This window comes from Brevibacillus thermoruber 423 (assembly GCF_000454065.1).
Taxonomy (GTDB): domain Bacteria; phylum Bacillota; class Bacilli; order Brevibacillales; family Brevibacillaceae; genus Brevibacillus; species Brevibacillus thermoruber.
Window position 1 is genome coordinate 180,922 of the sequence record NZ_KE695649.1, and the last position, 15,319, is coordinate 196,240.

Annotated in this window: 14 protein-coding genes and 1 riboswitch; of the genes, 12 read left to right on the plus strand and 2 right to left on the minus strand. The window is 61.9% G+C overall.

Annotation, left to right across the window (positions count from 1 at the left end):
• Positions 1–47 precede the first annotated feature (47 nt).
• The 9 genes from M516_RS0105760 to M516_RS0105800 all read left to right on the plus strand — a co-directional run bounded on the left by M516_RS0105760 (position 48) and on the right by M516_RS0105800 (position 9,851).
• Positions 48–1,316, plus strand: coding sequence for a dihydrolipoamide acetyltransferase family protein (locus M516_RS0105760; protein WP_029098273.1), 1,269 nt, complete (start codon positions 48–50; stop codon positions 1,314–1,316).
• 13 nt (positions 1,317–1,329) lie between these two features.
• Positions 1,330–2,709, plus strand: a complete 1,380-nt coding sequence (gene lpdA, locus M516_RS0105765; protein ID WP_029098274.1) for a dihydrolipoyl dehydrogenase — start codon at positions 1,330–1,332, stop codon at positions 2,707–2,709.
• A 121-nt stretch (positions 2,710–2,830) separates the two neighbouring features.
• Positions 2,831–4,066, plus strand: coding sequence for a PucR family transcriptional regulator (locus tag M516_RS0105770; RefSeq protein WP_029098275.1), 1,236 nt, complete (start codon positions 2,831–2,833; stop codon positions 4,064–4,066).
• A gap of 128 nt (positions 4,067–4,194) precedes the next feature.
• Positions 4,195–5,319, plus strand: coding sequence for an alanine dehydrogenase (gene ald, locus M516_RS0105775; protein ID WP_029098276.1), 1,125 nt, complete (start codon positions 4,195–4,197; stop codon positions 5,317–5,319).
• A gap of 329 nt (positions 5,320–5,648) precedes the next feature.
• A complete protein-coding gene (locus tag M516_RS0105780) occupies positions 5,649–6,737 on the plus strand; it encodes a quinone-dependent dihydroorotate dehydrogenase (RefSeq protein WP_029098277.1) in 1,089 nt (362 codons plus the stop codon).
• 89 nt (positions 6,738–6,826) lie between these two features.
• Positions 6,827–7,018: riboswitch (cobalamin riboswitch) on the plus strand.
• A 152-nt stretch (positions 7,019–7,170) separates the two neighbouring features.
• Complete coding sequence (locus M516_RS0105785) at positions 7,171–7,932, plus strand: energy-coupling factor ABC transporter permease (RefSeq protein ID WP_029098278.1); 762 nt, start codon at positions 7,171–7,173, stop codon at positions 7,930–7,932.
• Positions 7,933–8,220, plus strand: coding sequence for an energy-coupling factor ABC transporter substrate-binding protein (locus M516_RS0105790; RefSeq protein WP_029098279.1), 288 nt, complete (start codon positions 7,933–7,935; stop codon positions 8,218–8,220).
• Entirely contained in the window at positions 8,217–9,008 is a 792-nt protein-coding gene (gene cbiQ / locus M516_RS0105795; protein ID WP_029098280.1) for a cobalt ECF transporter T component CbiQ, read from the plus strand. Before M516_RS0105790 ends, cbiQ begins: the two co-directional genes overlap by 4 nt.
• Before the next feature lie 3 nt (positions 9,009–9,011).
• Entirely contained in the window at positions 9,012–9,851 is an 840-nt protein-coding gene (locus M516_RS0105800) for an energy-coupling factor ABC transporter ATP-binding protein (protein ID WP_029098281.1), read from the plus strand.
• Between the two features lie 152 nt (positions 9,852–10,003).
• Here the strand turns inward: M516_RS0105800 and glnA are convergent, their stop codons facing one another.
• On the minus strand, positions 10,004–11,422 hold the full coding sequence (gene glnA / locus M516_RS0105805) for a type I glutamate--ammonia ligase (RefSeq protein ID WP_029098282.1): 1,419 nt from the start codon (positions 11,420–11,422) through the stop codon (positions 10,004–10,006).
• Between the two features lie 223 nt (positions 11,423–11,645).
• Here glnA and panE point away from each other — a divergent pair, with 223 nt between their 5' ends.
• The 3 genes from panE (at position 11,646) to M516_RS22815 (ending at position 14,934) form a co-directional block, all read left to right on the plus strand.
• Positions 11,646–12,575 (plus strand): 2-dehydropantoate 2-reductase, encoded by a 930-nt coding sequence (gene panE, locus M516_RS0105810; protein ID WP_029098283.1) that lies wholly within the window; start codon positions 11,646–11,648, stop codon positions 12,573–12,575.
• Between the two features lie 44 nt (positions 12,576–12,619).
• Positions 12,620–13,558 carry a 4-hydroxy-3-methylbut-2-enyl diphosphate reductase gene (locus tag M516_RS0105815; RefSeq protein WP_029098284.1) on the plus strand — a complete coding sequence of 313 codons (939 nt, stop codon included), beginning with the start codon at positions 12,620–12,622 and terminating at the stop codon, positions 13,556–13,558.
• Positions 13,559–13,695: 137 nt separating this feature from the next.
• Positions 13,696–14,934: an MFS transporter gene (locus tag M516_RS22815; RefSeq protein ID WP_051188109.1), complete on the plus strand. Its 1,239-nt coding sequence runs from the start codon at positions 13,696–13,698 to the stop codon at positions 14,932–14,934.
• Here M516_RS22815 and M516_RS0105825 read toward each other — a convergent pair.
• Positions 14,924–15,313, minus strand: coding sequence for a cupredoxin domain-containing protein (locus M516_RS0105825; RefSeq protein ID WP_029098285.1), 390 nt, complete (start codon positions 15,311–15,313; stop codon positions 14,924–14,926). The two genes, M516_RS22815 and M516_RS0105825, sit on opposite strands and share 11 nt — an antisense overlap.
• Between the last annotated feature and the right edge of the window lie 6 nt (positions 15,314–15,319).

A 15,319-nucleotide genomic window follows, 5' to 3' on the forward strand; every position in this document is an offset into this window, starting at 1 on the left:
CCGGCTCGTTTCTGGGTGACTTTGAAGCAGGGAGAGGAGAGATCGGCTTGGCTCATGAAGTGATCATGCCCAAACTGGGCATGGCGATGGTGGAGGGAACCGTCATCGCCTGGAAAAAACGGGCGGGCGATGCCGTGAAAAAGGGAGAGGGCATCGTCGAGATCAGCTCGGAAAAAATCGAAATGGAAGTGGAAGCACCGGCCGATGGCGTCCTGCTGCGCATTGACGTTGCCGAGGGAGGCGTCGTTCCCTACGGCACGGTGCTGGGCGTGGTAGGCCAACCGAACGAGACGGCAGCGGCAGTGCCCGCGGCGGTGTCGGCCGCTGCGCAGGTGGAATCGGCCGCGTCGCTGGCGGCTGCGGAGCCGACGACGTCTGCGACAGCCGTGACAGGAGCACCGGCTGCAGGAGGAGCACCGGCCCGGTCGCGGGAGGGCGTCAAGATTTCGCCCGTGGCCCGCAAAATGGCGGAAGAGGCCGGGCTGGACTACACGAACATCGCCGGATCGGGTCCGCAGGGACGCATTACCAAGGAAGATATCGAGGCGGCGCTGGCGGCGAGGGAGAACGAAGGAAACGCGCCGGCCGGGCAGGCAGCGGCGGACGAGGGGCCAATTGGTGAAACGGGTGCCGAACACATTCCGGTGACGGGAATGCGCAGGGTGATTGCCGAGCGGATGCAAAACAGCCTGATGCAGAGCGCCCAGCTCACCATGACGGCGCATGCCGATGTGACGGACTTGCTGCGGATGAAGGAACAGGTGTCGGGCGAACTGCAGGACCGCTACGGTGTGAAGCTGACCGTCACCGATTTGATCGCCAGGGCGGCGGTGCTGGCCCTGTCACGCCACAAGGAGATGAACAGCGCGTTTCTCGGCGATCGCATCGAGCGGTACGAGGAGGTTCATCTGGGCATCGCCGTCGCTCTGGAAAAAGGACTGGTGGTGCCGGTCATCAGGCGGGCCGGGAAGCTGTCGATTGCCGAACTGTCCAGGGAGATCAAGTCGCTGGGGGTTCGCGCCCGCCAAAACCAGCTCGCGCCGGATGAGATGAAAGGCTCCACCTTCACCATCACCAATCTGGGCGGATACGGCGTGGAAACCTTTACCCCGATCCTCAACCCTCCGGAGACGGGTATTCTCGGTGTCGGGGCCGTGAGGGATACGCCTGTCTTCGTCGGCGACGAACTTGTGCGGCGAAGCATGCTGCCGCTTTCGCTGACCTTTGATCATCGGGTGCTGGACGGCGCTCCGGCAGCGGCATTCCTGGCGGCGGTGAAGCGCTATCTCGAAGAGCCGTACAGCCTGCTGCTCTAGGGAGGACACCCACATGCAAAACGTTGCGATTATTGGCGGAGGCCCGGCAGGGTACGTGGCGGCCATCACCGCCGCACGCCTGGGGAAACGGGTGTTCCTGATCGAGGAAAAGGAACTGGGCGGCACCTGTCTGAACGAAGGCTGCATGCCGACCAAAGCGCTGCTGGAGTCGGCAGAGATGTACCAGCATGTTCAGCGCGCCGGCCGCTTCGGCATCGACGTGCCGGCGGAAGCGGCCCGCGTCAACTGGAAAAACATGCAGGCGTACAAGCAGGGCATAGTGCGCAGGCTGACCAGCGGGGTTCATCACTTGATGAAGAAAAACCAGGTGCAGGTCATACGCGGGAAGGCGGCATTCATCGACGAGCACCGGCTGCGCATTGAGCGGACGGACGGCGAACAGCGGCTGGAAGCGGACCGCTTTCTCATCGCCAGCGGCGCGGAGCCCGTCGCCCTGCCGTTTGCGCCGTTCGATGGCGAGTGGATCCTGCACAGCGGTCACGCCATGTCGCTTGACGCGGCCCCGCCCGTGCTTCTGATCGTGGGCGGCGGCGTGATCGGCTGTGAATTCGCTTCGCTGTACGGGCGGATGGGGAGCAAAGTGATCGTCGTCGAGATGGCAGACCAACTGCTGCCCGGCGAAGACGCAGACATTGCCGCCGTCCTGGAGCGGGGATTGAAGCAATCGGGGGTCACCGTCCATCTGGGCAGCCGTGTGGAAGCGCTGGATCACACGACGAGAACTGCGCGGGTACGCACACCGGCGGGCCTGATCGAGGTCGCCGCAGATGCCGTTCTCGTGGCCATCGGACGCAGGCCCCGGGTGGCCGGTCTGGGATTGGAACGGATCGGGGTGCGCGTCACTTCGCGCGGGATCGAGGTGAACGAGCGGATGCAGACCAACCTGCCGCACATTTTCGCGGCGGGCGATGCGATCGGGGGGATCCAGCTCGCCCACGTGGCGTTTCATGAAGGTGAGGTGAGCGCCGTCAACATCTGCGGAGGGGACCGCACCGTCCATTACCGCGCGGTGCCGCGCTGCATCTACACCTCGCCGGAAGTGGCCTCTGTCGGACTGACAGAGCGGCAGGCGCGGGAAGCCTACGGCGAGATCCGGATCGGCGAGTTTCCCTTTGCGGCCAACGGCAGGGCGCAGATTTTGCAGGAGACAGCCGGCAAGGCAAAGGTCATGATCGAACCCCGCTATCATGAAATCGTGGGGATTTCCCTGGTAGGGCCGCGGGCAACCGAATTGATCGGCCAGGCCGCGCTGCTGCTGCACACGGAAATGACAGCCGAGGCGGCGGAGAACGTGATCGCGCCTCATCCGACGCTGTCCGAAACGCTCTGGGAGGCGGTTCGGGGCGGGATCGGCCAGGCTGTTCACGGATGACGTCAAGCAGGTCATCGCGGCCAGACAGGCAAAGCGGTGACCCGCTTTCTTTTGTTCCGCCCCCTTCCGCCTTTCCGGTATAATAGAACCACGTACACATGGCCGGCAAAGAGGTGGAACCGTGTCTGTTCAACCTGATTACTTTCAGCAGTACCAACATGCGGATATCGAAGAACTGGCGGACATCATCGGGGATCTCCTGCAAAATCCGATCACGATCGAAGATGCCGACCACAGGCTGATCGCCTACAGCTCCCACGGGGAAAGCACCGACCAGGCCCGCTGGTCGACGATCATGGGCCGGCGGGTGCCGGAACATGTGCTGACCCGGTTGTGGAAGGACGGGGTGTTTCAGGAGCTGTTGACAAAGGACGACCCCGTGCACATTCCGGCAAAAGACGAGGTGGGGCTTGGCAAGCGGGTGGCGATCGCGATTCGCCGCGGCAGCGACGTGCTGGGATACATCTGGGCCCAGGAAGTAAACCGTCCCTTGACCGAGGAAGACGACGAAATTTTGCGACAGGCGGCGCGGGCTGCGGTGACCCGGCTGGTGCAGCGGCAGGGAAAGCGGAAGGCGGAGGAGCGGCGGCGCAAGGAGTTTCTCTGGGAGCTGTTGCTGGGCAATCACACCAGCGACACGCTGATTCGGCAAAAAGCGGAAAGTCTGCAGATGAGGCTGCCTTCCTCCTACCTCATCTGCGTCATCGAGGCGGCCGGAACGGGGCTGGAGCAGTACCTCTACCCGCTGCTGATGCGCGACAAGCTGCTGTGGGTGGTGGATGGCGGACAGATCGTGCTGCTGATCGGCCTCTTCGGTTCGGGCAAGGAGGGAAAAGACGAGCTGCTGCGCAAAACGGAGCAGTTTCTGGCCGACTCGCTCGGCAAGCTGGTGGCCCACGTCCGCGAAGGCCAGGTGACGGCCGGCTACGGCTGCGTCTACAAGGCCTACCCCGACATCGTGAAAAGCTACCGGGAAGCGCTCCACGCGGTCCGGGTAAAGCGGCTGTTTCCGCGCGAAACGGAAGGGATCCACGGGTACCACGAACTGGGCATCTACCGCTACCTGCTGAAGCTGAAGGAGTGGGACGAGGAGCAGGGCTACGAAAACGACCGGCTGGCCCGGCTCAAGGCGTATGACCGGGAAAACCAGACCGCGCTGATGGAGACGCTGGAGACGTACCTGGACGCTGCCGGCCGGGCGAACGTCACCGCCCAGCGGCTGCACATCCACATCAACACCCTGGGGTACCGCCTGCGCCGCATCGAGGAGATTCTGCGGGTCGACCTGGAGGACATGAACCAGCGAGCCGCGTTGTATCTGGAACTGAAAATGGACAAGTTGGACAGGGAACGCTAGTTCGTTTGTGAAAACACACAAACAGAAAGGCGAAAAGATTAAGGGAATCCCCAAGGAAACGCGTCCTGAAAACGCTGTACAATGGTAGTACACTTGTTAATCGGCGTTGCGAAGGAGGACGTACTACCATGATTGTAGGGATTCCCAAAGAGATCAAGAACAACGAAAATCGCGTAGCCATTACGCCTGCCGGCGTGGCTGCGCTGGTGCAAAACGGCCACACGGTTCGCATCGAAAACGGTGCCGGCCTGGGCAGCGGTTTTACCAATGACGATTACACGGCGGTTGGGGCGGAGATCGTCGCGACCGCGGCGGAAGCCTGGGCAGCCGATATGGTGATGAAAGTAAAAGAACCGCTTCCGTCCGAATACGGCTACTTCCGCGAAGGCCTGATCCTGTTTACCTACCTGCACCTGGCGCCGGAACCGGAACTGACCCGCGCCCTGATGGAGAAAAAAGTGGTGGCGATCGCGTACGAAACCATCCAATTGGACAACGGCGCACTGCCTCTCCTGATGCCGATGTCCGAAGTGGCCGGCCGCATGGCCGTGCAAATCGGCGCGCAGTTCCTGGAGAAGCCGTACGGCGGCAAGGGCGTGCTGCTCGGCGGCGTGCCTGGCGTGCAGAAGGGTGAAGTGGTCATCATCGGCGGCGGCATCGTCGGCACCAACGCGGCCAAAATGGCGGTCGGCCTGGGCGCCAACGTCACCATCATCGACGTGAACGCCGATCGCCTGCGCCAACTGGAAGACCTGTTCCAAGGCCGCGTGCAAACCCTGATGTCCAACTCGTTCAACATCGCCAACGCGGTGAAAAAGGCGGACCTGCTCGTCGGCGCCGTGCTCATCCCGGGCGCCCGTGCGCCTCGCCTGGTGACGGAAGAGATGGTCAAAACGATGGCGCCGGGCTCCGTGATCGTCGACGTGGCCATCGACCAGGGCGGATCCATCGAAACGATCGACCGCATCACCACCCACGACAACCCGACCTACGAAAAACACGGCGTGATCCACTACGCGGTCGCCAACATGCCGGGCGCGGTGGCGCGCACTTCCACGCTGGCCCTGACCAACGTGACCGTGCCGTACGCCGTTCAGTTGGCCAACAAGGGCTACCGCCAAGCGATCCTGGAGAACCGCGCGCTGGCCAAAGGGGTCAACGTGATCGACGGTAAAGTGACCTACAAGGCCGTCGCCGAAGCGCACAACCTGCCGTACGTCTCCATCGACGACGTGCTGCTGGTGAAAAACTGACCGGGCCGGGACGATCCCAGCCGACACAGCACAACCGTGACCAACTGCCTGCCCTGCCGATCGGGGCGGGCAGTTTTTTTTGCCGGGAGATCGGGTTTGAGAGAATACAGGCATAGGGAATGAGGATAATAGTTGCTAAAGGCGCCGGCTGCCGGCAGGCAGGAGGAGTTGTGACGGAATAGCCGCCTGCTGCGGATGGACCAGTGTCTTCCCTAGATATTGGCAGAAGGTTTTCCGTAACCGGAGGGAAAGGGTACTTCTCTCGTAGTGCGTACCCTTTTGCAAATATGGTATGCTACTAGGCAGTAGAACGAGTGAGGAGTGCAGCGATGTATCAACTGGTCAAAAAGTTCCTGTTTCAGATGGACGCGGAAGAGGCGCACGAGAAGACCATACACGTGCTCCGGTCAGTGGAAAACTCCGCACCGGGCAAAAGCATCCTGAAGATGGTGTACCAGTTCCGCGACGAACGTTTGGAGACAAAGCTCTGGGGCATCCGCTTTCCCAATCCGGTCGGACTGGCCGCCGGATTTGACAAAAACGCCGAAGTCTACCACGCGCTGGCTTCGCTGGGCTTCGGGTTCGTGGAAGTGGGCACGATCACGCCGCAGGGACAGCCGGGCAATCCGCAGCCGCGGCTGTTCCGCCTGCCGGAGCAGCAGGCGGTGATCAACCGCATGGGTTTCAACAACTACGGCGCCTACACCGCCTCGCAAAACCTGGTGGACTACGCCTATGCCGACATCCCGATCGGCATCAACATCGGCAAGAACAAGCTGACGCCCAATGAGGAAGCGGCGGCCGATTACAGCAAGTGCCTGGACCTGCTCTATCCGTACGGCCACTACTTTGTGATCAACGTCAGTTCGCCCAACACACCCAACCTGCGCGATTTGCAGGAGTCGGAAAGCCTGCGGGCCATCATCCGCGAAGTGAAGGCCAAGGCGTCCGAACTGGAGATGCGCGGCGTCAAGGCGAAGCCGATCCTGGTGAAGGTGTCGCCTGACATGGCGGACGAGCAGATGAGTGACGTGGTCAGGACCGCGGTGGCCGAGGGGGCGGCCGGCATCATCGCCACCAACACGACGCTGTCCCGCGATGGGGTGGAGAGCCATCCCTACGCCGAGGAGGCGGGCGGCTTGAGCGGAAAGCCGCTGGAGGAGCGGTCCACCGCCTGGGTAAGAGAAATTTACCAGGAAGTGGGGGACAAGGTGCCGATCGTCGGAGTGGGCGGCATTTTCACCGGCGACGACGCCTACCGCAAGATTCGCGCCGGCGCCAGCCTGGTGCAGGTGTACACGGGGATGATCTACCGCGGGCCGGGCATCGCCCGCCAGATCAACAAACGGCTGGTGCAGCTATTGAAGCAGGACGGGTTTGCCCGCATCAGCGACGCGGTGGGCGTGGACGCGCGATAGCGCACCTCGGGGCAAAAGCGATTCTCCCCTTTTGCTTTCGCGGGGGTTCGTATATAATGGACGCAAACGTCCAAGAAAATGATGGAAAACGGAATACAACGGAGCTAGGTGCCCTTATGCATATAAGGGGTAACAGGGAATCGGGTGAAAATCCCGAGCGGTCCCGCCACTGTAACCAGGGAATTCTCTTTTGACAGGCCACTCGCCGGTCGCCGGACGGGGAAGGCAAAAGAGCGTGATGATCTGGAAGCCAGGAGACCTACCTAGCTGCCGCACCCAAAAGCCTTCGAGGAAAGGAGAGGTGAGCCCAGGCAGCACGACTGTTTCGTTTCAGGGAGTAGTCGTCTATTGACATTGCGCAAAGCTCATCCGACCGGATGAGTTTTTTTTTCTTGGACGTTCGATGTCGAACCAGATAGGGAGAGGATGCTGAATGAGCCGTTCGCGTTCGCTGATGAGCGGATTGCTTGTGACCGGATTTGTCCTGTACTTTGTACTGAATGAGCCTGAGACCGGATACGCCATGCACATCATGGAAGGCTTTTTGCCGGTGGGCTGGTCGCTGTTCTGGTGGGCCGTGTTTCTACCCTTTTTCCTGCTGGGCCTGCGCTCCATCAAGCGGCTGGTCCAGGATAACCCCGAATTGAAGCTGTTGTTGGGCGTGGCGGGGGCGTTTACCTTTGTCCTGTCTGCGCTGAAAATTCCGTCCGTGACCGGGAGCAGTTCCCACCCGACCGGGACGGGCCTGGGAGCCATCCTGTTCGGCCCGCTGGTCATGTCGGTGCTGGGCACCCTGGTGCTGCTGTTCCAGGCCCTGCTGCTCGCCCACGGAGGCTTGACCACGCTGGGCGCCAACGCGTTTTCCATGGCGGTGGTCGGACCGTTTGTCGCCTACGGGGTGTATCGGCTGGTGCTTCGGGCCAATGGCGGCCAGCGGCTGGCTGTCTTCCTGTCGGCGGCCCTGGCCGACCTGAGCACGTACGTGGTGACGTCGCTGCAGTTGGCGCTGGCGTTTCCGGCCGCTTCCGGCGGTGTCGCCGCCTCGTTCGCCAAATTTGCCGGCATTTTCGCGCTGACGCAGGTTCCGCTGGCCGTAAGCGAGGGGCTGCTGACGGTGCTCGTCTGGAACTGGCTGCAGTCGTACAACGCAAAAGAGCTGACGCAGCTGCCGCTGCTCAAACGGGAGGGGATGTAAATGAAACGCTGGTCCAACTGGGTGCTTTTGCTGCTGGTGGCGGTGCTGGCCGCGCTGCCGCTGGTATTGGTGAAAGATTCGGAGTTTGGCGGGGCGGACGGCGCGGCGGAAGAAGCGATCAAAGAAGTGGCTCCCGGCTATGAGCCGTGGTTCCAGCCGCTGCTGGAGCCGCCGGGCGGCGAGACGGAGAGCCTGCTGTTCGCCGTGCAGGCCGCGCTGGGCGCCGGATTTATCGGATACGCAATCGGCCTGTACCGGGGCCGGTTGAACAACAGCAAGGAACAATGATCGGGCAGTTGGATGCGCTCGCCTACGCCAACCGGCTGCGCCGCCTGTCACCCGGGCGCAAGCTGCTGTTTGCCCTGGCGCTGATGCTGATCGTCCTGGCCAGCCATCCGCCCGTGCAGCTCGCCGCCTTTGTCTGGATCAGCGTCTGGATCGTCGGTTACGCCCGCATCCCCTGTCGCGTCTACCTGGTCGGCCTCGTTCTCGCGCTGTCGTTTTTGGCGGCGGGAATGCCGGCCCTGTTGGTGGAAGTGGCGCCTGTAACGGGGTGGGGCAGCGGCGCGAATGTCCTGGCCGCCTGGCAGTGGGGAGGCTGGGTGGCCTATGTGACAACGGACGGCGTCGCGCGGGCGGCGACCCTCTTGTGCCGCTCCCTCGCGGCACTGTCGTGCTTTTATTTCGTGCTCTTTACCGTGCCGTTTGCCGAGCTGCTCCAGGTGCTGCGCCGCATCGGCCTGCCGGCGGTCCTGACCGATCTCGTGATGATCATGTACCGCTTCGTGTTTGTGTTTCTGGAAACGGCAGCCTGGCTGCGGACCGCGCAAATCGCGAGGGGCGGTTATCAGGGAGTTCGCGCGGCGCTCCGCGACACCGGCAGGTTGGTTACCCGGTTGTTCGGAAGAGCGATGCTCCGGTATCGGCAGGTGTACCTGGGCATGATGGCGAGAGGCTTCACGGAGGACTTTCGCGTCGTCGGCCTGTCGGCACATGTCCGCTCCAAGCGGCACGAGCGGGAGGCGCTGGCAGGATGCGTGCTGCTGGCGGCATGGGAATGGTGGATCGGAGGATGAGACGTGACAACGCATGTGCTTGAGTTTGCCGACGTGCATTACACCTACCCGGGCGCCCGCCAGCCGGCGCTGAACGGCGTGACGCTGGCCGTGCCCGCCGGCCGGAGATGCGCGCTGCTCGGCCGCAACGGCTGCGGCAAGTCGACGCTGTTTCTGCATGCGAACGGCATTTTTCGCCCGCAAAAGGGACAGGTCCTGTGGAAAGGCGTGCCGATCAGTGCGCGCCGGGCGGAACTGCAGGCGCTCAAACGAAACGTGGGCCTTGTGTTTCAGGACCCGGAACAGCAGTTGATCGCCGCCACCGTCGCCGAGGATCTGTCGTACGGACTGTGCAACCTCCATCTGCCGGAAGAGGAGATCAAGGAAAAAGTGCGGCGGACACTGGAGGCGTTCGGGATGAGCGAGTGGGCCGACACTCCGGTGCACCATCTGAGTCTCGGCCAGAAGCGGCGGGTGGCCCTGGCTGGCGTGATGGTGATGGAGCCGGAACTGCTTTTGCTGGATGAGCCGACGTCCTACCTGGACCCGTGGCAGACGGAGGCCTTTGTCCGCGAGCTGGAGCGCATCCATGCGGCAGGCACCACGATTGTGATGGCGACGCATGATCTGGATTTCGCGTTTGCCTGGGCGGACTGGGTGTTTGTGATGGACGCGGGGCGGCTTGTGCTGGCCGGGGAGCCGGAGCGGGTCTTTGCCCGCCGGGACATCCTGGCCGACTTGCGGATGAAACCGCCCGCCGTACTGGAGCTGTGGGAAGCCATCCCCGGCCATGTGAAAGAACGGCTCCGCCGCGGCCTGCCCCGGACGCCGGGCGAACTGGCGGAGCGGCTGCGTTCGCTGTAACGAAGCGGCTGAAACCGTTGGCCGTTCGCATGACGCTTTTTTGACGCGAAAAGACCGAGGGACTGTGCCTCGGTCTTTTCGTTTCTCGCGGCAGATTCGGTTTTTCGCGGTTCCGGATCGGAGAGGAACCGGTTCGCCGTGCGGGCCCCGGCTTACAGATCATAGTACAGCTCGTATTCCTTCGGATTGACGGTGCGTTCCACTTGTTGGATTTCGCCGCGCTTGAGGGCGATCCAGCTTTCGATCACGTCGCGGGTGAAGACGCCGCCTTCCAGCAGGAAGTCGTGGTCGCGTTCCAGCGCGTTCAGCGCTTCTTCCAGCGAGCCGGGTGCGCTCTTGATCTCCTGTTTCTCCGCATCGGAGAGATCGTAGATGTTGCGGTCAACCGGTCCGTAGCCCAGTTCGCGCGGGTCCAGCCTGCGCTTGATGCCGTCCAGGCCGGCCATCAGCATGGCGGCGAAGGCCAGGTACGGATTCGCCGTGGAGTCCGGGGTGCGGAACTCGATGCGAGCCGCTTTCGGCGTCACGGCAGCCACCGGAATGCGGATGGCGGCGGAGCGGTTCCCTTTGGAGAAGACCAGGTTGACCGGCGCTTCGTAGCCGGGCACCAGCCGTTTGAACGAGTTGGTGCTCGGATTGGTCAGCGCGATCAGGGCCGGCGCGTGATACAGGATGCCGCCGATGTAGTAGAGCGCCATTTGGCTCAGATTGGCGTAGCCGCCTTTTTCGTAGAAGAGCGGTCGTTCGCCGTCAAACAGGCTTTGGTGCACGTGCATGCCGCTGCCGTTGTCGCCGACGATCGGCTTCGGCATGAAGGTGGCCGTTTTGCCGTGCTTGGCCGCCACGTTGCGGACGATGTACTTGAACAGCAGCAGGTTGTCGGCCGTGCGCGTCAGGGTGTCAAAGCGGAAGTTGATTTCCCCTTGGCCGGCGGTGGCCACCTCGTGGTGATGGCGCTCCACTTTCAGGCCGGCTTGGGTCATCAGCGTGCACATCTCATTGCGGATGTCCATCTGCGTGTCGGTCGGCTGCACGGGGAAGTAGCCGCCCTTGTTGCGCACCTTGTAGCCCAGGTTCTGCCCTTCCTTGCCGGTGTTCCAGAACGCTTCCTCGGAGTCGATGTGGAAAAAGGAGCCGGACGGTCCGGAAGCGTAGCGGACGCTGTCAAACAGGAAGAACTCCGATTCCGGGCCGAAGTAGGCGTCGGTGGCCAGGCCGGTCTGCTTCAGGTAGGCCTCCGCCTTCAGGGCGATGCCGCGCGGGTCGCGTTCGTAGGGAGTGCCGTCCGGATTGCAGATGTTGCAGACGATGTTCAGCGTTTTCGCTTCGACAAACGGGTCGATAAACGCGCTGGCCGGGTCGGGCATCGCCACCATGTCGCTTTCTTCGATGCCTTTGTACCCGGTCAGACTGGAGCCGTCAAAGGCGACGCCGTTGAGGAAGGTCCCTTCGTCAACCGCGTAGGCGGGGATGGTGACATGATGCTGGCGGCCGGGCAGGTCGACGATGCGGAAGTCGACATATTCGATGTTTTCTGATTCGATCAGGGAAAGAACTGCTTTCATATCCATGGCGATCACTCCATTTACGAATATTCATCCAGATTTTCTTATTAACGTTCGATTTTCGTCCGTTTCTATACTAGCGATTATAGTGGTTGGATTTTGGGACTGTCAAGAGGTTTTATCACGTTTTATGTCAGATTTTCTGACGTAATATTGCGGGGTGTTGCAAAAGGGTCTGTTTTTGTAGAATGGAGACAGACTATTTCGAACAAGAGTGGGAGGAAAGCGGATGAAAGTGTTGGTGTTGGGGGCAGGTGCGGTTGGCGGCTATTTTGGTGCCCGATTGGCGGAAAACGGGGGAGATGTTACCTTCCTCGTGCGGGAACGCCGGCGGCGCCAGCTTCTGGAACGGGGCCTGCGCGTGCAGAGCGTGCACGGCGACATCCATCTCGAACAGCCGCAGTTGATCGTCGCAGGCGAAGCGGCAGGGCCGTTTGACGTTGTGATCCTGTCTAACAAGGCGTATCACCTGCACGACAGCCTGGAGGCGATCGCTCCGTACGTGGGTGAACAGACGGCGGTGGTGCCGCTGTTGAACGGGATCGCCCACATGGAGCTGTTATGGGAGCGTTTTGGACGTGAGCGGGTCTTGGGCGGTCTCTGTTTTATCGAGACGACGCTGAACGAGGATGGCGATGTGGTGCAGACCAGCCCGACGCACGAAGCGGTGTTCGGCGAGTGGGGCGGCGGGCGAAGTGAGCGGGTGGACGCGATGGAACGAGCCTTTGCCGGGACGGCGGCCTCGTTCAGGGCGAGCGCCAACATCCAGCGCGACATGTGGCACAAGTACCTGTTCATCACCACCCTGTCGGGCATGACCACGCTGATGAACGCGGCGGTGGGGCCGATCCGTGACGCTGCCTACGGGGTGGAGCTGACGCGCCAACTGGCCGAAGAGGTGGCCTCCGTGATGCGCGCTCTACATGCCCCGATCGACGAAGACATTGTCGAGAAGCAGATGAAGACGTTTCTGAACCTGGGCTACGGGATGAAGTCGTCGATGCTGCGCGACATGGAAAAAGGGCTGCCGGTGGAAGCGGATCACCTGCAGGGCTACCTGCTGAAGCGGGCGGAGGAGCTGGGTGTTGCCGCGCCGCTGCTCAAAGTTGTCTACAATAATCTGAAGGTTTACGAACGGAAGCGGGAAGCAGGCAAATAAGGTATAATAGTAACGATTTGCTGATCTCGAGAGGAGGGGTATACATGGAAGTGATCAAGATTTCCCCCCGCGGTTACTGTTACGGCGTCGTGGACGCCATGGTGCTGGCGCTGAAAACGGCGCAAAATTTTGACCTGCCCCGCCCCATTCACATTTTGGGGATGATTGTACACAACGCCCACGTCGTCGAGGCGTTTGAAAAACTGGGCGTGAAGACGCTGGACGGCGAAGACCGGCTGGCGCTGCTCGACAAGATCGACAAGGGAACGGTGATTTTCACCGCGCACGGCGTTTCCCCCGAAGTGCGGAAAAAAGCGCGCGAAAAGGGATTGACCGTGGTGGATGCCACCTGCCCGGACGTCACCAAGACCCATGACCTGATCCGCGAAAAAGTGGCGGACGGGTATCACGTCATCTACATCGGCAAAAAAGGGCATCCGGAGCCGGAGGGAGCAGTCGGCATCGCCCCCGACAAGGTGCATCTGGTGCAGACCGTGGACGAGATCGAGGCGCTGAATCTGCCCGCCGACAAGCTGATCGTTACCAACCAGACGACGATGAGCCAGTGGGACGTCAAACACCTGATGGACGCGATCGTCAAACGCTTCCCGCAGGTGGAGGTGCACAACGAAATCTGCCTGGCCACCCAGGTGCGCCAGGAGGCGGTCGCGGAGCAGGCCGGAGAGGCCGATCTCTGCATTGTCGTCGGCGACCCGCGCAGCAACAACTCCAACCGGTTGGCGCAGGTGGCGGAGGAGATCGCCGGCGTGCCGGCCTACCGCATCGCCGATTTGTCCGAACTGAAACTGGAATGGCTGAAAGGAAAGAAAAAGGTGGCGGTCACGTCCGGCGCGTCCACGCCGACGCCGCTGACCAAAGAGGTCATCCAGTTCCTGGAGCAGTACGATGAGACAAAGCCGGAGACGTGGGAGAAAAAGCGGACGGTCAACATGGAGAAAATCCTGCCGGCAGTGAAGCAGTAAGGGGTCCGCTGCCGACCAAGGCGGGACACCGTCACCACCGGGAACTCCCGCGTTCCCGACATCTGAAAGCCAGCGCATTCGGCCGAGGAGACGAGCGGTGCCTGCTCGTCTCTTCAGCCTGACCCAAAGGAGAGCGTATGTCCGAAGCACGGTCCAGCCAAGCGAGCGAAGAACGCGCGGCACAGCGCGTCAGCCTGAACGCATTCTACCTGTTTGCCTACTACGGGTTCGGCTCGTTTTTTCCGCTGATTACCCAGTACTACGAATCGATCCGCCTGACCGGAACGCAGATCGGCATAATCAGCGCCGTGACGCCGGTGATCTCCATTGTGACGCAGCCGTTGTGGGGCATGATCTGTGACCGCTTTCACATCCGCAAGCAGGTCCTGATGCTGACCCTGGCCGCGGCGGGGGCGGTCGGGCTGCTGTTTCCCGCCGTTTCCACGTTTGCCTGGGTGTTTTTGCTCTACATCGCCATGTCCGTGTTTCAAAGCGCGGTCGTGCCCGTGTCGGACAGTCTGGCGCTGGGGTACGCCAAACGGCACAACATCCAGTTCGGCGACATTCGCATGTGGGGCGCGGTCGGTTTTGCCCTCGCCGCGTTTCTGACCGGGCTGGCGGTGGAACAATGGGGGCCTGCCGCCATTTTTTACTCGTACTGCGGCGCTTACCTGATCGCCGGCCTGTGTCTGCGCCGGATTCCGGAACACGCGGAAGCGGCGCCGTTCACCGTGAGCGTCTTCAAGGGACTGACCGAACTGATCCGCCTGCCCCGGTTTGTCCTGTTTCTCGCGGCGTCCTTCTTTATCTTTGGGGCGATCAACGCCCATAACATCTGGTTTTCCCTGTACTACCAGCACATCGGGGGAACGGTGGCCGGCGTGGGTCTGGCCTTTCTGCTCTTCGCCGGCAGCGAGGCGCCGTTTATGAAAATCGCCGGTTTCTTTGTGCGCCGCTGGGGTCTGGAGCTGACCATTCTGCTGGCGGGCACGGTCTCCGCCCTGCGCTGGCTCTGGTACAGCACGGCTCCCGGCACGACCGCGGTGATCGCCCTCTTTTTCATCCAGGGCCTCTCCGTCGGGTGTTACCTGGCCACGGCGGCGCAGTTCGTGCGGGAAAATACACCCGCTTCCCTGCAGGTGACCGCGCTGGCCCTCTACGCTTCCGTCGGCAACGGGCTGGGCTCAATGACCTGCAACCTGGTGGGCGGCTGGATCAAGGACGCGTTTTCCATCCTGGACACGTACCTGTTTTTCGGCCTGGCCACCGCGGCCGGACTGATTCCGCTGCTGATCATCCGCTTCGGGCCGTGGAAACACTCCGCTCCGGAAGAGAAGCAGCAGGAACAGCTCGCGTCAGGACAGCCTAGTCGATAATCAGCAGCCCCTGATACCCTGTTTCCGGATAACCGGGCGTATCCGAGACAAACGGATAGCGCCCTTTTTTGCTGGCCGCAAACTGGAGCGTCGCCGACTGACTCGGTTTCAGATCGGCGGAAGAGACGTTCAGCTCGCGAATCACCAGGTTGTGGGGACGGGTGTCCGCGTTGACGATCGTCAGGGAGACCGTCTCTCCTTGGTGAAAGACGAGCCGGTTGGGCAAAAAGCCGGCGCTGGCAATGGTGACGGTTTGAACGCGTTGGGCCGCGACCGGGGAGGCGTTCAAACGGTAGTGGTCATGCAAGGCCAACAGACCCGATATCAGCGCCAGCGCGATGAACGGATAGCGAAGCTGCCTGAAACGGTGACGAGTCATTACACT